The following is a 24,927-nucleotide window of genomic DNA, read 5'->3' on the forward strand; positions in this document are numbered from 1 at the left end:
CCTACAGCGGAATGAGGCCGTGTTTCTTAGGTGGCCGTTGGTCACGTTTATTCTTCAGATACTCAAGGGCGCGGGCCAAGTGCTTGCGAGTGTCGGCCGGCTCAATAATATCGTCGACCAATCGACGACCGGCCGCCACATACGGCGAGGCAAACGCGTCCCGGTACTCTTGGATCAATTCGGCACGGCGTGCGACTTTGTCTTCCGCTTCTTGCATCTCTTTTCGGAACACAATCTCAACGGCGCCCTCAGCACCCATCACCGCGATCTCAGCCGTCGGCCACGCAAACACGCAGTCGGCCGCAATGTCTCGCGAACACATCGCCACGTGAGCACCACCATACGACTTCCGCAGGATCAGTTGGATCATCGGGACCGTCGCGGCGGAGTATGCAAACAGCAACTTCGCACCGTTACGAATGATCCCGTTGTACTCTTGTTCGACCCCCGGCAGGTAACCGGGAACGTCAACCATCGTCACCATCGGCAAATTAAACGCATTGCAAAAACGAATGAACCGGGCCGCTTTGTTGGCCGCCTGATTGTTAATTGCTCCCGCCAACACGGCGGGTTGGTTGGCGATGATGCCGATCGTATTTCCTAAAATTCGTGCAAACCCGATCACCATGTTTGGAGCATGCCCGGCCTGCACTTCGAGGAAGTCACCGCGATCGACAACTCCCGCAATCACCTGCCGAACGTCATAGCCGACCTTTGGATCGACCGGCACGATTTTGTTGAGTTCAGGGTTCGGATCAACGTTTTCGTCTCCCGGAACAAACGGTGCCGCTTCCAAATTGTTGGACGGTAAGAAACTTAGCAAACGCCGGCAAATGTGCAGTGCTTCTTCATCGTCTTCGGCGACAAAGTGCACGACACCGGAGTGAGCCATGTGAGAATCGGCTCCACCGAGTTCCTCGGCAGTGATGTCTTCACCCGTGACTTGCTTGATCACCTGCGGACCGGTGATAAACATCTGCGCCTTGCGGGTTTGGATGATGAAGTCGGTCAACGCGGGCGAATACGCGGCCCCACCGGCACATGGACCACAAATCAGCGAAATTTGTGGCACCGCCCCTGACAACAAAACGTTGCTGTGAAAGACCTGTCCGTAGCCTGACAGAGAATCAATTCCCTCTTGGACGCGTGCGCCGCCGGAGTCATTGATAAACACAAACGGACTGCCCGTTTTCAAAGAACGATGCATCGCGTCGGCCACCTTCAGTGAGTGCACCTCACCGGCCGAACCACCGAGCACCGAGAAATCTTGACTGGCCAAGTGAATCAATCGACCATCGATCGATGCCGCCCCGGTCACCACGCCGTCCGACGGAGCTGCTTTGGTGAGCATCCCGAACTTCGTTTGCCGGTGTCGAGCAAACAGCCCGAACTCTTCGAAACTGTCCTTATCGCACAAATTGTCCACACGCTCGCGGGCGGTCATCTTTCCCTGAGCACGCTGCTTTTCATGCCGCGTCTCACCGCCACCCTGTTTCGTTTCGGCGCGGCGGGTATGCAATTCCGCAATGAGATCGTCCATCGATTTCTTCGCGGGTGCGTTTTTTGTACTGTCGTTACTTGTGGTGGCCATCTGACTGACTAGCTCGAACTGTGCATTGAAAAGGTAAATTGTTCGCGGCACAGCCGGGCGAGCCCCGGCGGCTGTGAACATGTCGTGGATCACGCGAGCGATCCACCTTCAAACTCATACCAAATTAAGTTGAAAATCCTCCATCGACCTCAACCGTTCATCGATTCCTGATTGTGTGAGGACGCGTCTCACACCTCGGTCGGCTCAATCGAAACCTTGTGCACTCGGTTGTTCAACTTAACGTCGTACTTAACCGGTCCCGTGATACCGTTGCGTTTCGCGGCCGCTTTCGCAGCTGCCGCGGCGACCTGCTCTGGCGTTTGGCTAAGGTTTTTCGGTCCGTCATCACGCGTCTTGAAAAACCCAGGTGCAACTTGTGGGAACATCGCATAGGTCAACACGTCTTCGTCACTGCCGTTGAACCCACCCAGCTTTTCGGCTTGGCTTCGTAGGTCTTCCCATTCAGGGTTGAGCAGGTCGGCCGGACGGCAGGTGATCGGTTCTTTCTTGGCATGTTTCGCCGACGCTTCAATGATCTTAGGGTCGCGTTCGGCGATCGTTTCACCGTAGTAGCCCAACATCAAATCGGCAAACTCGCCCGTCAAAACCTTGAACGGCCCCATCAACACGTTGAACACCGCTTGCGTGCCCACGATTTGACTCGACGGAGTCACCAACGGCGGATAACCGGCAACCTTCCGCACACGTGGCACTTCTTCAAGCACTTCGTTGATACGGTCCGCGGCACCCTGTTGGCCGAGTTGACTTTCCATGTTCGAAATCATCCCGCCTGGGATCTGACTTTCGAAGATATCGGTTTCCACCCCGATGAATTTCGATTCGAATTCAGCGTAGCGTGGTCGAATCTTTGCAAAGTGTTCTTTGATCTTCTTCAATCGCGACTTGTCCAACCGCGTGTGATACTCAGTTCCCTCGAGCATTGCGACAAGCGCCTCTGTCGGATTGTGTCCCGGACCGAGACTCAGCGAAGAAATACTCGTATCGACGATATCCGCTCCCGCTTCAATCGCCTTCATCAAACTGACCAACGTCACACCCGTCGTTGAGTGAGCGTGGACATGAACGAGCATTTCATCGCCGCACGCTTCTTTAATTCCTTTGACAATCTCGTAGGCGGGTTGTGGCTTCAGCAACGCAGCCATGTCTTTGATGCAAATCGAATCGCATCCCATGTCCTGCAACCGTTTTGCCATTTCGACGAACTTATCGTTGGTATGCAACGGACTCGTCGTGTAGCAAATCGTGCCCTGGGCATGTTTGCCCGTTCGCTGCACCGCCTTCATCGCCCGCTCGAGATTGCGGATGTCGTTAAGGGCATCAAAGACGCGAAACACATCCATCCCGTTTTCTGCCGACTTGTCGACAAACCGGTCCACCACTTCATCCTCATAGTGGCGATAGCCGAGCAGGTTCTGCGCCCGAAGCAACATTTGCAGCTTCGAATTCGGCAGCAACTTGCGGAACGTTCGCAAACGTTCCCATGGATCTTCGTTCAGAAATCGGATGCAGGAGTCGTAAGTCGCTCCCCCCCAACACTCAACGCTCCAATATCCGGCTTGATCAATTTCTTCACAGATGGGGACCATGTCCTCCATCGCCATCCTGGTTGCCAGGATGCTTTGATGCCCGTCTCGTAATACTAACTCAGTAACTTCGACGCCGCGTGTCATGAACGGTTCTCCTTCATGGATCGATGCTTGCTCGTCAGACAATGATGATGGCGAACAGATGTGATTTAAACAACTGATACATGGACCAAAATGTGTGGATTTCACCTAGGCATTATGACGCATGACAGCATCGAGCGAGCGGCGCGTTCATTTTTCAACATGTTTGTGTCGCAAATCGGACTACGTGCACCCTCAAATTGAACATGAAATCGAGCGTGTCACGATGACGCAGTAATGACTGGCCCGAATCTTACGCGCGGTTTTGCAGCTCACCCGATCTACACGTTGCATCGTCATTCACAACGACTCGCTTGAGTGAGTCGAGACGCGTAAACCTCCAAGCATCGATCTTGGCTATCCAACACGTCCAACAAACCACGAACGCCCACCGCCCTTCAACGCTTTCCGTTTAGATCACACCCCGACGCGACCATGTTGAAGTTGCGCGTTTGGAAAAAGAGACTGTGTTTGATACGGGAACTCCAGAAGAAAGACATCTGGGGCAACATTCACTTTTACTTTGGGAGAACAGGGCCTAAATCCCAGAGGGAGCCTTCTCCGGTCGTTACCGATTTCGAACCTCCCGCAAGCAGAAGGGTGAAGCCAAAGAGGGCAGTTTTAATACGTGACAGCGAGGAATCACGCTTCATCGCCTACTCCTGCCTTGGGTTAACAAAGCAACACTTCTGACGTCTCTGGGTACCAACCTTTCTCGCCAGCGCCTCGCAAATCGCCGTCCCACCCGGGGTTCCCAGTCCACAAATCATTCGATGGCCCACCGCAGCCAAATCACCAGATCCGCTGACATCCTCCCGCCACCTTGCCTACATTGATGCGGACCAGCGATCGGCGAGTGCGACGCCAAACCGCACGTCGCGTCGATTTGTCGCGGATTCCCCAACCTGATTCCAATGTCTAGACTGCCTCGTGTGAGGAGCGAGCCGCCGACCGGCCCGTTTAGCTGTTTTACAAACATTGTCTTTTCCCCTGCGATTATTCCGAGCAAGTTCGCGATCGTTTCGACGATCGATCTCTGCTGCGCTCTTGATCGTGATCACGGTCGGAATCGTCGGTCTACCGCTGTCGGCGCCCCCGATCGAAAAAACGGGGCGATTCCCCTGCGAAGATTGCCCCTGCGGCTGCGCAACGGCCGAATTCTGTTGGGACAAGTGCTGCTGTCACTCGGACATCGAAAAACTCACCTGGGCGACCGAAAACAACGTCACACCCCCAACATTTTTGATCGACCGCGTCAACGCAGACTCCCGCGAAAACCTCATCGCAGCCAATAAACCGAAACCGGCTGCGAACTCCTGTTGCTGCTGCTCCGGGACAACCTGCGCACCCAAGCCTGCATGCGCAACCGAATCCGCGTCCACGGCGTCCCAGGCTGCGGCCGGATCCGATCGCGAACACCAAACGACAGACGCCGACACGAAAACCCGCCTGCGATTCGTTCGAATTGAAGACGCCGCCCGGTGTCACGGCATCGACATGATCTGGTCACTCTTCGCCGAAGCGACCATCGAAACGCGTCCAGTTGAAGTTGCGACCATCGAGCCGCGTTTTCTCTACTCTCTCGCGATCGCAAACGATCGCGCCGTCTCACGGGCACTCTGTCCCGATCCGCCGGTACCGTAGTCGGACCGAGCCTCTTCCCAATCGACTCGTGCACAAGGCGTTTCCATATGTCAACGCACAGTCGTCACTTCCATCGTTCAGTGCACCACGGTTCGTTGCTGCGCGAGACTTGTACCCATCGATTGTCGCTTGGTTCCTACCAAGCGCAGTGAATCTTTGACGAGATCACTGCGCGGGACCAGCACCACGATGGAGTACCAGTCGTTGCACAGAAAATCACCGCTGCCGCGTGGGTGTCTCGGGGTCTTGCTCCTCACACCAGCGTGGTCACCGCCACCGACGCGGTAGCGTCCTTTCGATTCGTTTGCACCGAACCAACTCAACACACACCGAGTCCACCACCGGGACACCGGTCGATCGATGCACGCGCCAACTCGATCGCTCCTTCACCCTATTCCAACTGCGTATCACGCCCCACTGATCAACCACTCGAACAACACAACATCCATACGCCACCCGATCCGACCCGCAATCACGTCCGCCCCAAAGCGGAATCCCAGACATGCAAACCTGCGACTGGGGCGCATTCGGATCACGCGGTAATCACCCCGGCGGAATCCGAGGTGGCAAACAGCAGCGACGTTGATGAGTTTGACCGCAACGCACACGACTTGGCGTGGATCCGCTCCGAGTACCTCCGCGCTCCGCTCGCAAAGCTGCGAGACAACCAGCGGCAATTCTGCACGCATACTTTCCCGACCGTTGGTTGCGATCTCACCCTACGGCGACGCTCATCGGGCTCGGCAAACAGAAAGAGCGTTTCGCTGAGGCATTCCTCTTTCACGCGAGTCAGATTCATTCAGAAACTTGGCTAACAAGAGCCGCCGTACCGGGAAAGTAATCCTAAACCCGCAAATTGTGCGCGAAAGAACCAATGTGTGGCACGATGAACACAGAACAAAAGAGCAGCGATGGTAAATTCAATCTTACGTTAATGAAATTGCGAACACTGCAGCCACGTGCTCGTTCAATGCCTAAGCGGCAGGTGTCGTGATTGCGTTTGTTTCGTTTCAGTTTGGCTTTTTGATTTGGGAATATCGTAATGCGCAGACAATTTGGACGCAGTGGATTCACACTCGTTGAACTCCTCGTGGTCATCGCGATCATTGGAGTATTGGTGGGACTGCTTTTACCGGCCGTTCAAGCGGCTCGCGAAGCGGCTCGCCGGATGAGTTGCAGCAACAACTTCAAGCAAATCGGCTTGGCAATGCACAACTACCATTCGGCCTACAACCAGTTGCCCGTTCAATGCGGCGGGACCTACACGGTTTCGAGGCGAGAATACGCTCCTGGACAGAATTCTCTGGAACTTTCTGCATTGGTCGGCCTCACGCCGTTCATCGAGCAGCAGGCAATCTGGGAGCAACTTTCTAATCCTTACCAAGTTCCTGCCGGCCAACCTGGTGCAGGGAACATTTACTCACCCATGGGCCCGTATCCAGGCCGAACTTTCGACAAGCTTCTTAATAGTCAAGCGGGCCCTTACAAGCCGTTTGAATCAGACCTCCCAACTTTTCGATGCCCTAGCGATCCTGGCATCGGGCTTCCCGCCATGGGACGCACGAATTATGGCGTGTGCATGGGGGACTCCATCGCCCAGACAAACGCGGCGGCTGTGATGAATCACAAAGGCGTACCGCACGCTTCGTCCACCATCGCGTCAGCTAACGCCAGCAATCGTGGTTTTTTCAAATGCCAAATGAAATCTGCCTTTCGAGATGTGCTTGATGGTTTGTCAAACACAATTGCGATGGGTGAGTTTATCACCGACCTTGGTGACGACGACAAACGCACAAGACACTTAAACGGTTCGTCCACGCGGAATCTGAAGTCACCAGGCGGTGCGTTAGCATGCGAGCCTTTCGTTGATTCGGAACGACCTCAATTCTGGGATTCGAGCGCTCCCTTTGCCAGCAATCCTCAAGTTGACAATCGACGCGGCTATCGCTGGGCTTGGGGCATCCCCATCCACTCAGGCGTCTACGCGATCTTGCCTCCTAACCGAGAGCTATGCTTTACCCAAAGCTGGTATCAGTCCGAGGGAATTTGCCCCCCCAGCAGCCGACACCAAGGTGGCGCTCATATTTTGATGGGTGACGGTGCTGTCAAATTCATTACGGACTCTATTGACGCGGGGAATCTATCTAGTCGAGCGATGGTTTCCACAGCCAGCGTGAACACTGACCCGTTATCGGTTGCCGGTGCAGAAAGCCCCTTCGGATTGTGGGGGGCACTTGGCACTCGCGCATCGAGAGAAGTGATCGACGCAGAGTTTTAATTTCGTAAGACCATCGCAGCAGCCATCGCGTCCGTTGGTCGGACGCGATGGTGAGCTGGCGACCGTTTCTCCTGTATTGCTCACTTTTAAAGTATCAACGCAAAGCGTGTTGCTCTTGGGGCATGTTGTCTTCTTTCTTTCATATAAGAGTCTGAGTTTGCCATGAAATTTTTAGTCCATTTATGTGCTTTGTTGTTGGTCGTTAGCTCCGTGGGGTGCGCGGAAGAGGAAGCAGAAAGAGCATATGAAATGTCGGATGTCGAGCAGCTATTGATTGAACATCCGGAGCTGGCTGAACCACCGCCTGCGGAATACCAAGTTGAAGACTGAGCTTCGATTGAGCCAAACGAGCGCAGCGGGGAAACGAGTCTTGCACTCTCTTGTTGTGCTCGAGCGATTCGCGAGCAGTCACCGATTCCGGTAAGTCGTCGCTTCTGCGGGTAGAACCAGGACTGAAAAGCATCGTTTCATTCCAGGTTGTGGCGGTTTAGAGATTTCGTTTCGGGCCATGGTGTTTCATGACTTGGTGGTCTTCTGCCTGAGACTGAGTTCGCCTGGTTCGTGACACATCGGTCACTTGCCACGTAACATCGCTCTGATCGTTGTGTCGACCAGTCAAGACGATGCTCAACAACCGATCTCGTGCGACTGGTTGCGTAGTAAATCTCGCGACGAAAATCAAAACAGATGAATGAGTAGCGGAGGGCCGATGAGCAAGAAGCGACGCATAGCCATCTTGATCGAAGTCGAGACCCCGCTTCGTCGACATCTCGATGTGTTGGCCGGTATTCAACAAGTGGCGACCACTGCCGACTGGGATACAACGCTAATCCCGGTGACGGATTTTGATTTGTCAGATAATCGCAACCAGGCTTTCGACGGCTTCGTCGGACGCATCGGGCGATCACTGGCGATCAAAGCGAAAGAGCACAATATTCCGGCAGTGAATGTTTGGTTGAATACGGATGCGGAGAACCTGCCGGGAGTCTTTCCAGATTGGCGCCAGGCCGGAAAAATCGCGACGCAGCATCTCTTGTCGCTGGGATTTAGGAAGCTTGCCTATGTAGGATTTACTGAACAACGCGGCGTGCAATTACAGATCGCTGGCTACAACGCATCGGCAAGTGATATCGCGTTCCAGCACACCGTTGACTTGTTCGACCACTCCTATGCTCTATCTGCGGCGGCCTGGCAATCATTCTCAGATCAGCTTGATGCGTTAGTTGCCACGTGGGAACCACGGACTGGCGTCTGCGTGTCGAATGATTCTCTCGGTCGATTCATCATTGAACGATGCGAACGGCATGGACTGCGAGTGCCGCGAGAGATCGCCATCGTTTCAATGGAAAACGAGCCCCTAGTCTGTGAGTACACCAACCCTCAGCTTTCGAGCGTAGATGTGGGCTACCAACAAGTCGGGGTGCGAGCCGCATCGTTGCTTGAGCAACTAATATCAGGCTGCAAATCACCTGAGAGTCCGACCTGGATGCCGCCTCGCGGGATCGTCAAACGACGTTCTTCGGACGCATATGGCGTGGCGGATCCAGAGATCGCCAAGTGTCTCCACTTTATCGCGACCCATGCCCACGGGCACATCACCGTAGACGATGTGGCAACGCATGTTTGCTTGTCGAGAAGAACGCTCGAACGGCGGTTCAAGCAGGAAGTGCTGTGCACGGTGGGGGAAGAAATCACTCGCGCACGGTTGGAGATGGCGAAAACACAACTCTTCGAGCCTGGACTTTCGATCAAGATGATTGCCCGCCGAAGTGGATTCCGTGACTCAAGCCAGCTATGCGCCGTTTTTCAACGTGAACTAGGACTCAGCCCGGGACAATTCAGAAAAACGCACGTGATCTCATCAACGGCTTAATGACAATATTGTCAGACGGTCACTCAATGGGTTTGTCGAGAACAAGTGCACGAACAAACTGTGGTGGCGGCGAACCAAACGACAGAACTTTGTCGTGATAGGCCTTGAGACTAAACCGGTCGCCCCACATCTGCTCGGCCTCGCGACGCAGCGCCACGTGTTCCAGATACCCAACAAAATAGGTAGGTAGTTGAGCGGAAGTGATTTGGGCCCGGGTCCATTTCCCTGCCGCTTCACGCTCCTCCTGAAAAGCATCCTCTACCAACATTCGCATGCCTTGGCTGCGAGAGCCTCCGTCCACATGGACCGCAAGATCAAGTAACGCGTTGGTCACATCGCGCAGATACCATTTCAGTGTGATCAGTTTCAAAAGCGGGTCATGGTCGCGAAACCCTTCTTCGCACATCATCCATTCGGAGTAGACGGCCCAACCTTCGACGAAGACGCCGGACTGAAACAGATGACGCAGCTTGCCTTGGTAGCGGTTGGCGTGTGCGATTTGCAGAAAGTGTCCGGGCATCGCTTCGTGGATCGTCAGCACGTCGATCGATCGGTTGTTGTATTCTCGCAAATGCGAAAGCACTTGTTTGGCGGTCCAGTCTGCAGGCGGTGGCGAGACGGCATAAAATGTGGGCTGATCGGTTTCCAATGCCCCGGGCGAGTCGCAGTAGGCCAGCGAGACACCTCGACGAAACTCGGGCATCACGATGATCTCAAGTGGATCGGGGAAGAGCGTGATCACATCGTTTTGGCGAATAAACTCGGTCGCCGCGGCAACCGACTGTCGCGCCGTTTTGACGATCTCGTCTGCCCGCGGCGCATTGTCATATGCTTTTTCCAGTCCAAACCGAATCACGGCACGTCGAAATGGATCGGATGGTTTTTCAGGGAACTGCGTCAGCGTGTATTGATCCCGGTACATCGGCTTTGCGATGGCGTACATCCTGTCATGGAGCTCCTCGATCCGCCGCTCGCCAAGATCACGAATCTCCTGAGGCCGCAAGGGAGAGTGCAATGAAAATGCGAGCTTTTGCTGATAGAGCTCGATCCCAAGCCGGTAGTCACCTTTCGCCCCCGGAAGCAGCACGGATTCCAGCCATTGTTGCTGCTCTTGAACCGCCGTTTCGGCGGTTTGGATGGCACTCGCAACTCTTTCGCGATCCTGTTTTGGCATCTCATCGAGGAACGGCCGAACATAGTTATCGATTGACTTCAAGATGCCTAAATTCTGAGCCACCGCGGTTTTTGCGTGCACTTGCGGCACTCGCGGAACATCCAAGATCGCTCGGACCTGGTCAAAAAAACGCGGGAACTGCTCGAGACGGCTGGCGACGTTCAATAGACGGTCACGACGCGGCGCGAACTCTCGGGCCATCAAACTGTAGACGGAATCTCCACTGATCCCGGTATAGATCAGTGGATTCCATTTCCACTCTTGCAGTTGCGTGGCCTGCCATTGTTGGTACTCAATCGAGTGTTTCAATAGCGCGAGGTCGACTTGATTGGCGCGGGAAAGACATTTCGAATCGATGCCATCAAGCCGTTTGGCGAGGCCAGCAAGCCATACGAGCTTACGAGTTCGGGCCGCCTGACTTACATCGTCTAGCTTCCCATCAAACCGATGGTCGCCTAAGGAAGTCGCCTGCACGGGCGAGAATTCTGCGAACTGGTCGATGTATTGCTCGCCGAGTCGTTCAAACTCAGCATCGACCTGTGAGTCGTCCGCCACGAGTGCGGAGGCCATCAGTAGTGATACGAGTAGCACAGAGCCAATTTTCGTCATGTCGATTTCACTTCGTCGTTCATACTGACGCCCATTTCAATGGACGTAACTTTGGGATAGGGGCATCATACGCATCGCTCGTTGGTGATTTGCGACAATCCGTTCGGCAAATGCGCAAGACTCTTGCATGAAGGAACGTTGAGGACACAATTGGACGCTTCTACGGATCGCCATCCGTCATGAGATGGAGATAGTAATTCGTCCCGAACCTAATTCGGATCGGTTACATCCATTCTTCGCTCATACAGTACTCACGTGATCATTTAAGTGCCCCGTCGCGCTTAAGGGCGAGTTCACGGCGGGATCTTCGACATAGAGACGTTTACAGACCAAAACCTACCGCGCGAACTGCCAATCGTCATGCAAGTCTCCACAACAGTAAAAGCCGATACCGAGATGAAGGCAGGGGATTCCTCTGCGGACACCTCCAGCGGCATCGAGTTTGACTACCAACTCGAAACACTTGATTGCCACGACATCCCCGGATTCGCTGGCCATGAGCTTGTGATTGCTTGCAACGACGCTAAGACAGGCCTGCGCGCCTTCATCGCGATTCACAACACGTCGCTTGGGCAAGCATTGGGCGGCTGCCGGATGTGGCGGTACGCAAGCGACGAGGAAGCGTTGACGGACGCGCTGCGATTGAGTCAAGGGATGAGCTACAAACACGCAGTGGCGGATACCCAGCAAGGTGGGGGCAAAGCGGTCATCGTTGGTGATCCGCGCCGCGACAAATCCGACGCCCTATTCCAAGCCTTTGGACGTTTCGTCGATTCGTTGGGCGGTCAATACGTTACCGCCGAGGATGTTGGGGTGTCGGTCGATGATATGGTCTCCGTGCGTCAGCAAACCAAGCACGTCGCTGGTTTACCGACCTCCATGGGCAGCAGTGGTGATCCGTCACCCGTCACTGCATACGGCGTCTACTGTGGAATCCAGGCTGCCGTCGCATTGAAGCAGCGCCGACCCCACGACGTACATGCACGACTCGACAATGTCACGGTGGCCGTTCAAGGCGTAGGAAACGTTGGCTATGCGTTATGTCGCCATTTGCACAACGCTGGTGCCAAACTTGTCGTGACCGATGTTCATCAATCGAATGTCACGCGAGCATGCATCGAGTTTTCTGCGACTTCGGTTGATCCGGAAGCAATCTACGATGTTTCGGCTGACGTATTTGCCCCATGCGCGCTTGGTGGCACTGTCAATTCCCAAGCTGTCCTACGATTGAAATCAGCGATCGTCGCGGGCGCTGCGAACAATCAACTCGCCGAGCCTGCGGTGGCCAAGACGTTGACGGATCGCAATATCCTTTACGCCCCTGACTACGTGATTAACGCGGGTGGAATCATCAATATCTCCTATGAGAAACAAGGTTACAATTTGGATAAAGCAATGCGTCACACCGAGCGGATTGGCGAAACATTGACGGAAATCTTCCAGCGTGCAAACACGGAAGGAATTTCAACCGCCGAAGTGGCTGACCACATTGCACAAGAACGGCTCGGCGCATCCACTTCTCGGCCGTGAGTTTCTGATTCAGCAGTTAATACATAAGGCGGTTGGCCATTCAGTATTGAATAGCCGGCTAAACCAGCGTTCCGTTAAGCGTCAGGACACTTGAACGGCTTGTTATCCTGAACCGGGATAGACTTCCAGCCTGTCGACACGGGAATGCCAGGCTGGAAACCTATCCCACTGATTTTCCGATCGTCGCTTAACAGACCCATCCCACCATCTCAGCCAAGGCACCAAGTCAACATGACGAATCGCATGAATAGTCTCCTTCGCCTGCTCCCGCTTCTTTTCCTGGTTGCAACCGCGACAACGGCCAACTCCAAACCGCCGAACATCGTTTTGATCCTCTCCGATGACCAGGGTTACACCGACTATGGTTTCATGGGACACGAGGAAATCGAAACACCGAACCTTGACCAGCTCGCCAAGGAGAGCACGGTGTTCCGGCGCGGCTATGTGCCAACCGCGCTTTGTCGCCCAGCTCTATCGACGCTCATTACGGGACTCTATTCGCATCAGAACAAGACGACCGGAAACGACCCCGCCCGCACACCCGCAAATGAAGCTCACGCCGAAAAGGCGGGGAAAGACGCTCGCGAGCTGCTGATCTCACACATTGACCGCACCGGTGCCTTGCCGCAGTGGCTGGCCCAAAAGGGGTACGTCAATTTCCAGAGCGGAAAATGGTGGGAAGGATCTTTTGAGCGTGGTGGTTTCACCGAAGGAATGACCAAGGGGTATCCACATCCGGGCGGACGACATGGTGATGCGGGGTTGGCGATCGGACGCGAAACCATGACGCCTGTCACGGAATTTATCGATCGCAGCGTCGAAGCGGAACAGCCATTCTTTCTTTGGTACGCACCGGTGATGCCGCACACACCACACAATCCGCCCGCTCGGCTTCTTGACAAGTACCTGAAAAAGGGAGTGAAGGAACGAATCGCTCAGTACTACGCGATGTGCGAGTGGTTCGACGAAACCTGCGGTACGCTGTTGGACCACATCGACGAGGCAGGAATTGCCGACGACACGCTCGTCATCTACGTCACGGACAACGGCTGGATTCAGAAGGAAGTCGGTGGCTACGGACCGCGATCCAAACGGAGTCCCTACGAACTCGGAACACGCACGCCGATCATGTTCCGCTGGCCAGGAAAAATTCCGCCCGCGGATCGCCCCGAACTTTGTTCGTCGATTGATTTTGTGCCGACCGTTTTAGGGGCCGCCGAAGCAGAGGGACCGCACGACTTCCCCGGACTGAATCTGCTGCCGCAATTGAAGTCAGGCGAGGCCATCGAACGAGATACGATTTTCGGCGAATCATTTGCCCACGACATCGCCGATATCGAAACCCCCCAAGCATCGCTGCTGTATCGCTGGGTGATCCAGGGCCATGACAAGCTGTTGCTAACTTACGACGGAGCACCAGGGCACATGAGGTATCCGCCCGAGAACGCCGAGCCTCAGCTTTACAACCTCAAAGACGATCCGAAAGAAACGATGAATCTTGCGGAGGCGAATCCAGCAAAAGTCAAGGAACTCAGCGCGTTGCTGGACGAGTGGTATGTTCCCAACCAGCGTCAAGCCGGCAAGCTGGCTCCTCCTGCTCGCTGAAGCGTTTCTGTAAATGACTTAGGTTTTCAAAGGTAGCTACGTTCGCCAGAACGTGGTCCACCGTCTGGCGACGGTGGCTACAACAAAAATGGAAATGCTCTAGGCACCGTCGAAACGGTCAGCTTCGGCGGAACCGATTCGGACATTGATGCAAAACTTTTCCCCCCGCGAAAAGCGGAGCTCAAATTCATTAGCGGAACGGCACAAGCGGGCTGTTGTTTTAGTGAGCCGACGGCGCTAGCCGCGGGCCTAACGGCTAGAACGTGCCCATCGGAGGCCCGCAGCTAGCGCTGTCGGCTCACTAATTTTTGCGAAACGCCTAAAACAACAGCCCGCAAGCCGTCCGGTGGCGTCTGCTGATCGTAGTTGGACGGCCCCGGCAACGGCACTGCCATCCCTTCAGTCCTATTCGTCCTTGTGGCTGTCCGCAATCGAACGCCATCTACAGAAATTAACAATGAAAAGATTTAAAGTTGAGTATCTATGGGCTTCGTTGATTGCCCTCTGTGCCGTTTCGGCGACCGCGTCTGGCAAGGATGCAGAGACGGAAGGGAAACTGCCCAACGTTGTCTTGATCATGGCAGATGACCTCGGGTGGAAAGACCTTCACTGCTACGGCAACGACAAACTTGACACGCCGCACCTGGATCAGCTGGCAAGGCAAGGATTGTTGTTTACGGACGCCTATTCGGCTGCCCCCGTTTGCACGCCGACACGCGCGGCGTTGATGACGGGAGAGTCACCGGCTCGCCTGAACATTACCAATCACGCCGGAGGACACCCTGAGAATTTCCAGAAGCCTGGCACCGATTTGATCACACCGACTTGGCTGCGACACCTACCATTGGAGCGAGTCACCCTGGCCGAGCAACTCAAAGCAGCCGGTTACGCGACAGGATTCGTGGGCAAGTGGCATCTCTCCCATCGCAGTCGATCAAACTCCAATACCGACGAGGATCAGCCGACGGAGCCTGAGTTACGGCCTGAACATCAGGGCTTCGATATCAACATCGGAGGTTGTCGTTTTGGCGGGCCCCCAAGCTATTTCAGTCCGTACGGAATCCCTAACCTGGAAGGGAAAATCGACGGTGAGTACCTGCCTGACAGATGCGCCGACGAATGCATCGACTTTATCAAGTCCGCCCAAGCGGATGGGAACCGGCCGTTTTTCCTTTGCTGGTGGAATTACTCGGTTCACTATCCCTTTCAAGCTCCCGCCGATTTGATCGCCAAATACGAACAACGCAAAGGTCCGGGCGTCGAGAATCCGACGTATGCTGCCATGATCGAGGGCATGGACACATCGATCGGCAAGCTCATCGATGCAATCGACCAACAGGGCCTGGGCGAGGAAACCCTGGTGATCTTTACCTCGGACAATGGGCCGTTCGACGCAAACGTTCAACCACTTCGGGCGGAAAAAGGTTACCTATATGAAGGTGGCATTCGAGTCCCGATGATTGTTCGCTGGCCCGGTCACGTCCGCGCGGGCACCCAAACTTCGACGCCGGCGATCACCATGGACATTCATGCTACGATTCTTGACGCTGCCAATCTGAAAGCCGATCCATCCAATACTCCCGATGGAATCTCTCTGTTGCCGTTGCTTGAAGACGAATCCGAATTGCAACGCAAGTCGATCTACTTTCACTACCCCAACTACGCCTTTCACAAACAGAATCGACTGGGAAGTGCAGTTCGCTCAGGTGACTACAAATTAATCAAGTACTATGACGATGACTCCGTTGAACTCTATGACCTAGAAAACGACATCAGCGAGTCGCGAAATCTCGCTCACAAAATGCCGGAAAAGGCCGAGCAACTTCGCTCAGAACTGGAAGCATGGCTAAAAATGACCAACGCCAGTCAGCCACAGCGTGCGAAGTAATGTCCCGCCAAACGGCGAAACCTTGCTGCTACCTATTGGGACTGTTTGAGAAAATAAAATGAAGACCTGCCTCCGCTCACTGGTCCTGTTGCTCATCGCATGCTCCCTTGCGCAGGCGTCGGACCGTTCTCCCAACGTGATCATCTTTCTAGCCGACGACCTCGGTTACGGTGACCTCGCTTGCTATGGCAACCCGATTGTTCAAACGCCGCACCTGGACCGATTCGCTTCGGAAGGCGTTCGTCTGACCGACTGCCATTCCGGTGGCACGGTTTGCTCACCCTCGCGCGCCGCGTTGCTGACCGGGCGTAATCCCTATCGCAGCGGTTTCTTCTACATCCATGGAAAAGACACCTACCTGAAAGACGAGGAAATTACTCTCGCTGAGGTACTCAAGGAAAAAGGCTACGAAACGGGGTTCTGGGGCAAGTGGCATCTTTCAACCTTGGAAAAAACTCACTACGTCCATCCCGGACCAAGCGAGCAAGGGTTCGACTACTGGATGGGCACGACCCTCAATGCCTTCGACAAACTTGGTGGCCCTCGCCGCCCCAAGGCCTTCATCAAGAATGGCGAGCCGGTGGGCACAGTCGATGCCTGGTACTGCGACGTGATCGTTGATGATGCACGCGACTGGCTGGTGAATCAGCGCAGCAAGCAGAAGCCGTTCTTCATGTATGTCTGCTCGCACGAACCACACACCCCGATTGACCCACCAACGGAATACAGCAACCGATACGACAATGCCAAAGTAGATCAACTGGAAAAGCAAACCCAATACGGTCAAATCAGCCGGCCGAAAAAGGACATCTCAGGCAACAAGAAGGACTACTACGGAACCGTCAACCAGCTCGATGACGCCTTTGGGCGTTTGATGAAGACACTCGAAGAGGAGGGGCTCGAAGAGAACACCTTGGTGCTGTTCACCAGTGACAACGGGCCGGAAACACCGGTGACGCTGGCGGAGTCACTGGGTCAGTGGGAAGATCCCATTCGCGACAAATGCTTCGGCACTCCCGGCGTACTGCGCGGTATGAAGCGTTATCCGTACGAAGGTGGTCACCGCGTACCCGGACTGGTCCGTTTGCCGGGAGTCATTCCCGCAGGCACCGAAAGCAATGTGCTTTTCAACGGAACCGACATTCTGCCCACGGTCTGCGGGCTCGTCGGTGCCGAAGCGCCCGCCAACCGAAACGTGGACGGCGTCGATGCCTTTGATGCATTCTTGGGTAAAAAGATCCAACGCGGCGATTCTGCCATCTGGTTCTACCCACACCACGGCGACACGTGGTTCCGCATGCCGCAAATATCAATGCGCAAAGGCGACCTCACTCTGATCGCTTGGTTGCAAGAACGCACCGAAGGGGTCTCACTCGACGAGTGGTTCGCGACATCCGATCCCGATCGAGTGGCACTCTACGATGTTTCAGTCGATCCCGCGCAGAGCAACGACATCGCAGAAGAAAATTCCGGAATCGTTAGCTCCATGAAAAAGGAAATGACTGCGTTGTGGCGAGAAATGCGTGACGAAGGACTATCGAAATAGCAGATCACCGACCGCCGTGCCGACGCCCAATGCCATCGAGTTTGTTGTGCGGCTCACACCCAGGTTGCAGCGAAAAAGATGTTCGTAATTCAACGGGCGGCTCGCGCCGTTCCGCTACAAACACCACTCGGTTAGTGCGAAAGTAGATGGCACTGGGCCGACGCCTCTGGTTGGCGTCATAGTTGCACCTCGAATTGATAGGAACCAGACTCGACTTGCAGCTTAACACCGCCCTGGGTGGGAAGTTGATTCACTCCGGTCGACTCGGCTGCGGGATGATCGTTTTCGATGATGCATATTGCCTCCGGAAGATCCAGCTGTGCGGTGCTACCGACTGGCACGCGCAGTTTTAAGTCAACCGTATCGCCAACGCGTTTCCAATCGCACACCACAGGCCCGTGGATCGACCGATGTGTACACTTCACCCAATCGAGTCCGTTGACGAAGCGGGGATGCAGCTCGATGCGGTCAAAGCCGATGGCGTCTGCGGCGGGCTCGATGCCACCGAGCCAATTGAAGAACCACTGGCTGACGGAGCCGAACATCGGGTGGTTATGGCTGAGCGAGTTATCACTGAACTCCCAGTGTTCCCACAGGGTGGTGGCGCCATTTTCGATCATGTGTCCCCAGCCAGGGAAGTCGCGTTTGTTGACCATCGCATTGACGGTTTCAACCTCGCCTTCGCGACTCAGGACGTCGAGCATGTATCGGGTGCCGAAGATGCCGGTTGCGAGGTGCCCGTTGTGTTTCTCGATTTCCTTGAGCAAATGCGTCAGCGCCTCGCATCGGTCGCTTTCCGGTAGCATGTCTAGATAGAGGGCGAAGGACTGTGAGTTCTGGAAACCTGATCCCGCGACGCCTGTTTCCGCATCAAAAAAATTGCTTACGTAGGCCGCTCTAATTTCATCGGCCAGCCGCGCATATTCCTTCGCATCGTCCGTCTTGCCGAGAACGGAAGCTAGCTTTGAGAGCATGCGGGCGGATTCGCAATAGAGCGGGGTAACCATCGGTGGTGTCTTTTCACGCTGCAGCGTTTCGTGATCGTGCAGTCCGCTACGAACGATATGATCGGGTGTTTGGGTGCGAACCAAATCGAACCAACGCTTGCTGACTGCATATTGCTCTTCGATGATGCGGCGGTCGCCGTAGTAGCGGTAGAGCAGCGTCTGCAAATGTGGATGCGCCATCGCCCAGCCGACTCCACAGTACTGAATACCCACCGAAGGTGCGGTATCGGTCAGCATGCCGTTGGGTAAGGTGCTATCGGCCCAATCTCGTGTGGATTTGGGATAGAACCCCGACATGTCGTAGTTCAGGATGAAGGCGTCCGACGTGGTGACCAGGTCGCCGCCATACCCGAAACGTTCGCGGTGCGGACAGTCGGACTGCACGCCGAACAGGTTGCTCAGGAATGTCCATTGGCACATTTCTTGGATGCGGTTGAACAGATCGTTGGAGCAGACGAATGTGCCGACCGGTTCCACGCTTGAGTTCATACGAAGTCCTTCAATGGAATCCAGCGACGGGCGACTGGGTAACCCAATCAGCTCGATATAGCGGAAGGCGTGGAAGGTAAACTTCGGCGTATAATTTTCGTCTCCGCCGCGAGCAATGTAGTTGTCTTCCTGCCAAGCGGTGGGTGGCGCTCCGGGAACCTGGGGCTTGCCCGACAGGCTCTTGATCTGTCCGCAGACGCTGGTCATCGGATTGAGCGTACCGTCCTCGTTGAGCAACTCGCCGTAGCGAATTTTAATCAGCGTTCCCGCGGGCACGTTAAAACGGATGCTAGCCCATCCGCCGAAGTTTTTTCCCATGTCGACGATGTAAACGCCATCTTCCGGTTCGGAAATGGCAACGGGACGAATCTTCTTCGTGACCTTGATTGCGGCACTCGGTTGCGCCGTCAGTGCGCCCTGAGGAGCGACGGCAATTTTTGCCGCAGCCCAACCACTGTCGTCCAGTCTTGGCCGGTTCCAGCCAGGAATGTTCTTACGTGCATCGACCTTCTCCCCCAGATAAATGTTGTTGCGCAGGATCGGGCCTTGGGTGAATTTCCAAGAGTCGTCGCTGACGATCGTTTCGATCGTGCCATCGGCATATTCGATCCGCAGGTGGGCAATAAACTGGGGGCGACCGACGGGCAGGTGTTCGCGCAGGTTTCGGCGGCCCCACAGACGCAACGGCAGCGGGTTGTACCAGCCATTCCCAAGCTCTACACCCAGACAGTTTTCATCGGGTGAGAGTTGATCCGTCACATCGTAAACGGAATAGAACACACGTTTTTGCGGCAGCGTCCAGAGCGGATCCAGCTGATGGTCGCCGACCTCTTGGCCGTTCAGCGATGCGCGGTAGTAGCCCAATGCGGAAATGTAGAGACGCGAACTTTTTACTCGACCGGAGAGTTTGAAAGGCTTGCGAAAGAGTGGCGCCGGATCGTCCTTAAAAAAGTCTTCGTCCTTTTCCGGCGTCGGCTTACCGTCGCCGATCCACTCGGCCTGCCAATCGGACTCCTTAAGCAGTCCCATTTCCCAGAACGAGGGTGCTGACCATTCGGATGCCGTGCCGTCGCCATCCCATACCATCACCTTCCAGAAACATCGCTGACCGGACGCCAGAGTTACCCCGGCATAGACAACACCTACGCTTTGGCTGGAGATGACCTTTCCGCTGTCCCATAAATCGCCTTGGTTGTTCTCTAGATCTTCGGCGGTTGAGGCCACCAGTACGCGATAAGCGCTCTGTTTCGCGCCACGCACATCTGATGCCAGCTCCCATCCCAGCCGCGGCTTTGGATGATCGATTCCCAATGGCTGCTCGCGGTATTCGCAGTGCAGGCGAGTCATGCCCATTGCGTTTGATGATCGATCTTGCGCGGAACTCACTGCTGTCGTCGCTAGGGGTAGCAAAAGCAGCGCACACAAGACGCTCAGGCATAGAGTTGATTGAACTCGCATTGACGAATTTCCAGTAAAGTTTAGTCCATTTGGCATTGAAGTTTGTCTCGAAACAGGGGCTTTCGGTTGGGCGGCTCGCATGGATGTTCGTGGCGAGCCAGCGGCATCGTTTTTCATTTGAAGGAAATGGGCGTCGATGGTCTTACGAAGGGCTCATCGCCCCATTGTCCTGGGGATTCAACTGATGATCCAAGTGATAAGTCGTCTCCTTCTTGGTGTCCGACTCCCACGTCTTGTTTTGATAGGTAACTCGGCAGGGCTGACCTGACTTGGAACGGATTACCGCCGAGGTCAATTGCCCGTCATTCCAGGTCAGATCCACTTCGAATCCTCCCCGTGCACACAACCCGCTTGCAGAACCTGTTGGCCAGGCCGACGGCAAGGCCGGAAGCAATTGAATCTGGCCCGCGTGACTTTGGAGTAGCATTTCACAATAACCAGCCGTTGCGCCGAGGTTGCCGTCGATCTGAAAAGGGGGATGCGAGCAGAGTAGGTTCGAATACACTCCGCCGCCGCTTTGGCCGTAGATCGTCTTTGTCTCGGCGACAAGATTCAGCAGACTCCGCAACAATCGATGGGCACGATCCCCATTGCCGAGCCTGGCCCAGAAATTGATTTTCCAGGCGCGACTCCACCCGGTACTTGCATCGCCGCGTGCGTTCAAGGACACACGGGCGGCCTCAGCCAGTTCCGGTGTTTCTGCCATACTGATCTGTCGTCCGGGAAAGAGCGCGAACAGATGCGAAACATGTCGGTGCTTGTCTTCGGGATCGTCCCGTTCGATTTCCCATTCCTTCAACTGCCCCCAGCTTCCAATTGCCGGTTTCAAGAGATCGTCTCGCATGGCCGCAACTTCGTCCCGGAATTCCTTGTCCTCGCCCAAGGCATCGGCGGCTTCGATGACGTTGGTAAACAGGTCGTAGACGATTTCCTGATCGTAAGTGACGCCCTCTTCGGGTTCATATTTGTACTGCTCCGGTGACCAACCGTCCGGTGTGACCAGAGTCCCGTCAGGCCGCCGTTTAAGATGGTCCTGCCAGAAAAGACAGATTTCCTTCAGGATGGGATACGCGGTTTCGCGAAGGTAGTCGATATCGCGTCCAAAGGCATAATGTTCCCACAGGTGTTGGGCGTACCAGGCGCTTCCGGGCGGGTTCCACTTCCAACTGGAAACTCCACAGGCATTGTTCATCGTTTGGATGGTCCACCCTCGGACATTGCCATAACGCATTTGCGTTTTTTGGGCGCAGACTTCGCGAAGGCTTGAAACGTAATCAATGAAGGGGACGTGACATTCAGCCAGGTTACTGGTCTCAGCAGGCCAATAGTTCATTTCAACATTGATATTGGAATGGTAGTCTCCGGCCCACGCCGGTTTGTTGCTGTCGTTCCAGACGCCTTGAAGATTCGCAGGTAAACTGCCGGGCCGCGAACAGCTGATCAATAAATAGCGGCCAAACTGACAGAACAACGCCTCCAAGTCCGGATCCGCAACTTGGGTGCGTGTGTAGTCTTCCAAACGCTCCTTGGTGCTCTTGGCGAGCTGCTCCGAATCGGGTGTTCCCAAATCAAGCGAAACGCGACCGAACAGAGATTGATAGTCGGCCACATGCTCCGCCAGCAGGGCGTCCACGCTACGGCTCGCCGCTGAGTCAACTCGCTTAGTCACCGCGGCGTGCGGATGTTCGCCCAGCCATTCCTTTGAAAAGTCCTGCTCAAAGTTTGTCCCGGCAGAGAGTATCAGTGTCACGCTGTCCGATTTTTCAAAGCGAAGGCAGGTTGCGGGCAGATCAATTTCCCATTGGTTTTCGGGGACCGAAACAGTCTCGACAACCGACAATTCACCTCCTTGATTCAACGCTTGCACCTGAGCTTCATACTCAAATCGATTCCTCAATTTTCCTACCGCAGCCAGCCGATTGGCCGAGGCGATGATTGGAGCGTTGTGCATATCTGTCAGCCAGATGCGCCCCGAATAAGCTGCGGGTTTGTCCGCTGCAAAGTGGACAACAATCACACCTGCAGGATGACTGGCGAAGGCAGTCTGTTCATAGCGCACTCCCTCGTATTTATACGTCACGCGATGAACCGCGCTTTGGATATCGAGTTCCCGTCGGTAGTTGGTTACCTTCTGCGGGGCATGTCCGAGTTGAACGACCAGATCACCGAAAGCCTGGTAGCTTCCCATGTCGTCATTTTCAACATATTCCTCGGACGCGAGACGGCGACCGCCCCACAGACTGATTTCGTTGAACTGAATTCTCTCGATGTCGGTGTCGCCAAACAACATTGCTCCCATCGGTCCATTCCCGATGGGCAGAGCCTCCGTCATCCACGTGTTTGCGGGATGCTTATACCACAAGGTGTTAGCAGCAGCGTCCTTTTCCACTGACACGTCAGCACCCCTAACATCGCCAGCGATTGTGCCTACAACAACGGCGATCAAGCAGGCCAAAGCAATCCATCTAAGCATCCGTTTCGACGCAGCACCTCTGTTCATACCTTCTGTATCCTTTTATCCAATGTGAGGGGCCCATATCCGAAGCCTGGAATCATTCATCACACCCACCCTCTTGCCGGGAGTTGATAACAAAAACCTGCCCACGTTGTAGACGTGTGGCAACGGCTATCGTCATCAGATAGTACCAGCAAAAGATTGTATTGACTCGCAATACTTCGTGATTTCTTCCGCATCAATTCCGGGTGTGCGCAACCTCGCGTTTGGTAGGCGGTCTGCGCAAAACGCATCATCAACGAGCACAAATTTTTTTACGCTAGCAACTCTGAAGTGTGGTTTGGCAGGTATGACGAATTCCATCTTGCTATATTCGTGGCGACTTATTGAACAACGAATCATGTCTAACGCATTGAAGAGAAGCTGCCCCGTGAATAATAGACTTTGGCTGGCATTGACTTGCTTAATCGCGTTGTCCGCGTTTAGCTCAACCTTTGGGCAGGAGCAACGCCCCAATGTTCTTTTCGTTTCGGTGGATGACCTGAACGATTGGATTGAACCGCTGCAAGGTCATCCTCAAGCGGTGACTCCAAACTTCACTCGATTTATGAAGCGGTCTGTCTGCTTCACAAACGCCAGTTGCCCGAGCCCCGGCTGCAACCCGTCGCGCACGGCAATCATGACCGGCTTGGCCCCCTACACGTCCGGCGTTTACTCCAACTATCAGGACTGGCGCGAGGCAATTCCGAACCACCGAACGATTGGTGCCTATTTTCGACAGCACGGCTATTTCAGTTGCGGTGCGGGCAAGATTTTTCACTACCACATGGTCGATCCCGAATGCTGGGACGAGTACTGGCCGTCGCAGCAACAAAACATGCCTGAAGAAGCCTTTCCCGATTTCACCAAATCCACGCTGGCGACGGCAGACAACCCGGCGCCAAAAACGATGAACATGCCCGCGTTCCATCAAATGTATGGGATGTTCGACTGGTCAGCGTTGGATGTTCCCGACGAAGAGATGGGAGACTTCAAGAGCGTGGATTATGTGCTGCGGCAACTCAACAAACCGCGCGACAAACCGCTGTTCCTGGCGTGCGGTATTTATCGACCGCACCTGCCGTGGTACGTGCCTCGCAAATATTTCGACATGTTTCCGCTCGATGATGTGGTCCTTCCCAAACGATTGGAGAATGATCTTGCCGATATTGGTCCACGAGCTCGGGATATCGCATTTCGAGGCGGAGGCTACCATCAGCACGTGGTGGATGCTGGTCAGTGGCAGCAAGCCGTCCAGGGATATCTCGCGTCGATCGCGTTTGCCGATGCGATGTTTGGTCGCTTACTTGATGGTCTGGACGAGAGCGGTCAGCGCGAAAACACGATCGTCGTGTTGTGGTCCGACCACGGTTGGCAACTTGGAGAGAAGCAGCACTGGCGCAAGTTCGCGCTCTGGGACAACGTCGTGCGCTCGGTGTTGATGATCCACGTTCCCAAGGAAGCCCCCGGACTGCAGGATGGTTCGGCCGATGGACAGTTGTGCCATCGGCCGGTTTCCTTACAAGACATCTACCCAACTTTGGTCGATGCTTGCGGACTGCCCGCGAACACCGAGATCGACGGACGTAGTTTGACACCTCTTCTCAAGAGGCCAGAGGCAACATGGGATCACGTCGCATTAACCACTTATGACTTTGGCGAGTTTTCGGTGCGCAGCGAGCGTTATCGGTACACGCGTTACATCGACGGCAGCGAAGAACTTTATGACCTCCAATCCGATGCGGAGGAATGGCATAACCTGGCCCAGAATCCGGAATATTCTCAGACCAAAAACGAACTAGCCGCAAACATTCCCTTGTCACCAGCCCCGCTCGTAAAAACGTCCGAGAAACTGCAGCCGCATCACATCCCACCATTCCGCTCTCGAGCGGAGTACGATGAATGGCTACAACACGGCAAGGACAATCAATACTTGCTCGACAAGTACTGGCGATAAAAGCCTCGAGCGTTCGTGCAAATGACGTTGTTTTTAGAGGTAGCTAATTTCGTCAAAACGTAATCCACCGTCTGGCGACGGTGGCTAGTGCGCCTG

Annotated in this window: 15 protein-coding genes; 9 read left to right on the plus strand and 6 right to left on the minus strand. The window is 54.8% G+C overall.

Going from position 1 to position 24,927, the window contains the following annotated elements; genetic code table 11:
* Position 1: 1 nt before the first annotated feature.
* Positions 2-1,540, minus strand: a complete 1,539-nt coding sequence (locus tag NB063_RS06515) for an acyl-CoA carboxylase subunit beta (RefSeq protein WP_250927950.1) — start codon at positions 1,538-1,540, stop codon at positions 2-4.
* 239 nt (positions 1,541-1,779) lie between these two features.
* On the minus strand, positions 1,780-3,282 hold the full coding sequence (locus NB063_RS06520) for a methylmalonyl-CoA carboxytransferase subunit 5S (protein ID WP_250927951.1): 1,503 nt from the start codon (positions 3,280-3,282) through the stop codon (positions 1,780-1,782).
* A 1,050-nt stretch (positions 3,283-4,332) separates the two neighbouring features.
* Between NB063_RS06520 and NB063_RS06525 the strand changes: the two genes are divergently transcribed.
* Entirely contained in the window at positions 4,333-4,923 is a 591-nt protein-coding gene (locus NB063_RS06525; RefSeq protein WP_250927964.1) for a hypothetical protein, read from the plus strand.
* Between the two features lie 407 nt (positions 4,924-5,330).
* Here NB063_RS06525 and NB063_RS06530 read toward each other — a convergent pair whose 3' ends face one another.
* A complete protein-coding gene (locus tag NB063_RS06530; RefSeq protein ID WP_250927952.1) occupies positions 5,331-5,612 on the minus strand; it encodes a hypothetical protein in 282 nt (93 codons plus the stop codon).
* 353 nt (positions 5,613-5,965) lie between these two features.
* On the opposite strand from NB063_RS06530, the gene NB063_RS06535 reads away from it, so the two are divergent.
* The 3 genes from NB063_RS06535 to NB063_RS06545 all read left to right on the plus strand — a co-directional run bounded on the left by NB063_RS06535 (position 5,966) and on the right by NB063_RS06545 (position 9,074).
* Positions 5,966-7,201 (plus strand): DUF1559 domain-containing protein, encoded by a 1,236-nt coding sequence (locus NB063_RS06535; protein ID WP_250927953.1) that lies wholly within the window; start codon positions 5,966-5,968, stop codon positions 7,199-7,201.
* A gap of 162 nt (positions 7,202-7,363) precedes the next feature.
* A complete protein-coding gene (locus NB063_RS06540) occupies positions 7,364-7,531 on the plus strand; it encodes a hypothetical protein (protein WP_250927954.1) in 168 nt (55 codons plus the stop codon).
* Positions 7,532-7,910: 379 nt separating this feature from the next.
* Positions 7,911-9,074 (plus strand): AraC family transcriptional regulator, encoded by a 1,164-nt coding sequence (locus tag NB063_RS06545; RefSeq protein ID WP_250927955.1) that lies wholly within the window; start codon positions 7,911-7,913, stop codon positions 9,072-9,074.
* A gap of 19 nt (positions 9,075-9,093) precedes the next feature.
* Here NB063_RS06545 and NB063_RS06550 read toward each other — a convergent pair whose 3' ends face one another.
* Complete coding sequence (locus NB063_RS06550; RefSeq protein WP_250927956.1) at positions 9,094-10,818, minus strand: DUF885 domain-containing protein; 1,725 nt, start codon at positions 10,816-10,818, stop codon at positions 9,094-9,096.
* Between the two features lie 399 nt (positions 10,819-11,217).
* Here NB063_RS06550 and NB063_RS06555 point away from each other — a divergent pair, with 399 nt between their 5' ends.
* From NB063_RS06555 to NB063_RS06570, 4 genes are all read left to right on the plus strand, one after another.
* Complete coding sequence (locus NB063_RS06555) at positions 11,218-12,387, plus strand: Leu/Phe/Val dehydrogenase (RefSeq protein WP_250927957.1); 1,170 nt, start codon at positions 11,218-11,220, stop codon at positions 12,385-12,387.
* Positions 12,388-12,630: 243 nt separating this feature from the next.
* Entirely contained in the window at positions 12,631-13,992 is a 1,362-nt protein-coding gene (locus NB063_RS06560; protein ID WP_250927958.1) for a sulfatase family protein, read from the plus strand.
* A 457-nt stretch (positions 13,993-14,449) separates the two neighbouring features.
* Entirely contained in the window at positions 14,450-15,880 is a 1,431-nt protein-coding gene (locus NB063_RS06565; protein ID WP_250927959.1) for a sulfatase, read from the plus strand.
* A 58-nt stretch (positions 15,881-15,938) separates the two neighbouring features.
* Positions 15,939-17,426, plus strand: a complete 1,488-nt coding sequence (locus NB063_RS06570) for a sulfatase family protein (protein WP_250927960.1) — start codon at positions 15,939-15,941, stop codon at positions 17,424-17,426.
* A gap of 176 nt (positions 17,427-17,602) precedes the next feature.
* Here NB063_RS06570 and NB063_RS06575 read toward each other — a convergent pair whose 3' ends face one another.
* Together NB063_RS06575 and NB063_RS06580 are read right to left on the minus strand one after the other, a co-directional pair.
* On the minus strand, positions 17,603-20,380 hold the full coding sequence (locus tag NB063_RS06575; RefSeq protein ID WP_250927961.1) for a family 78 glycoside hydrolase catalytic domain: 2,778 nt from the start codon (positions 20,378-20,380) through the stop codon (positions 17,603-17,605).
* Positions 20,381-20,522: 142 nt separating this feature from the next.
* Positions 20,523-22,775, minus strand: coding sequence for a glycoside hydrolase family 95 protein (locus NB063_RS06580; protein ID WP_250927962.1), 2,253 nt, complete (start codon positions 22,773-22,775; stop codon positions 20,523-20,525).
* A gap of 490 nt (positions 22,776-23,265) precedes the next feature.
* Here NB063_RS06580 and NB063_RS06585 point away from each other — a divergent pair, with 490 nt between their 5' ends.
* Positions 23,266-24,831 carry a sulfatase gene (locus NB063_RS06585; protein WP_250927963.1) on the plus strand — a complete coding sequence of 522 codons (1,566 nt, stop codon included), beginning with the start codon at positions 23,266-23,268 and terminating at the stop codon, positions 24,829-24,831.
* Positions 24,832-24,927 lie beyond the last annotated feature (96 nt).

The sequence above is a fragment of the Aporhodopirellula aestuarii genome (assembly GCF_023701485.1).
In the GTDB taxonomy this organism is placed as follows: domain Bacteria; phylum Planctomycetota; class Planctomycetia; order Pirellulales; family Pirellulaceae; genus Rhodopirellula; species Rhodopirellula aestuarii.

Coding starts and splice junctions, on each gene's coding strand:
- NB063_RS06515 (WP_250927950.1), bottom strand. CDS start 1,540: ATGGACGATCTCATTGCGGAATTGCATACCCGCCGCGCCGAAACGAAA.
- NB063_RS06520 (WP_250927951.1), bottom strand. CDS start 3,282: ATGACACGCGGCGTCGAAGTTACTGAGTTAGTATTACGAGACGGGCAT.
- NB063_RS06530 (WP_250927952.1), bottom strand. CDS start 5,612: ATGCGTGCAGAATTGCCGCTGGTTGTCTCGCAGCTTTGCGAGCGGAGC.
- NB063_RS06535 (WP_250927953.1), top strand. CDS start 5,966: ATGCGCAGACAATTTGGACGCAGTGGATTCACACTCGTTGAACTCCTC.
- NB063_RS06540 (WP_250927954.1), top strand. CDS start 7,364: ATGAAATTTTTAGTCCATTTATGTGCTTTGTTGTTGGTCGTTAGCTCC.
- NB063_RS06545 (WP_250927955.1), top strand. CDS start 7,911: ATGAGCAAGAAGCGACGCATAGCCATCTTGATCGAAGTCGAGACCCCG.
- NB063_RS06550 (WP_250927956.1), bottom strand. CDS start 10,818: ATGGCCTCCGCACTCGTGGCGGACGACTCACAGGTCGATGCTGAGTTT.
- NB063_RS06555 (WP_250927957.1), top strand. CDS start 11,218: ATGCAAGTCTCCACAACAGTAAAAGCCGATACCGAGATGAAGGCAGGG.
- NB063_RS06560 (WP_250927958.1), top strand. CDS start 12,631: ATGAATAGTCTCCTTCGCCTGCTCCCGCTTCTTTTCCTGGTTGCAACC.
- NB063_RS06565 (WP_250927959.1), top strand. CDS start 14,450: ATGAAAAGATTTAAAGTTGAGTATCTATGGGCTTCGTTGATTGCCCTC.
- NB063_RS06570 (WP_250927960.1), top strand. CDS start 15,939: ATGAAGACCTGCCTCCGCTCACTGGTCCTGTTGCTCATCGCATGCTCC.
- NB063_RS06575 (WP_250927961.1), bottom strand. CDS start 20,380: ATGCGAGTTCAATCAACTCTATGCCTGAGCGTCTTGTGTGCGCTGCTT.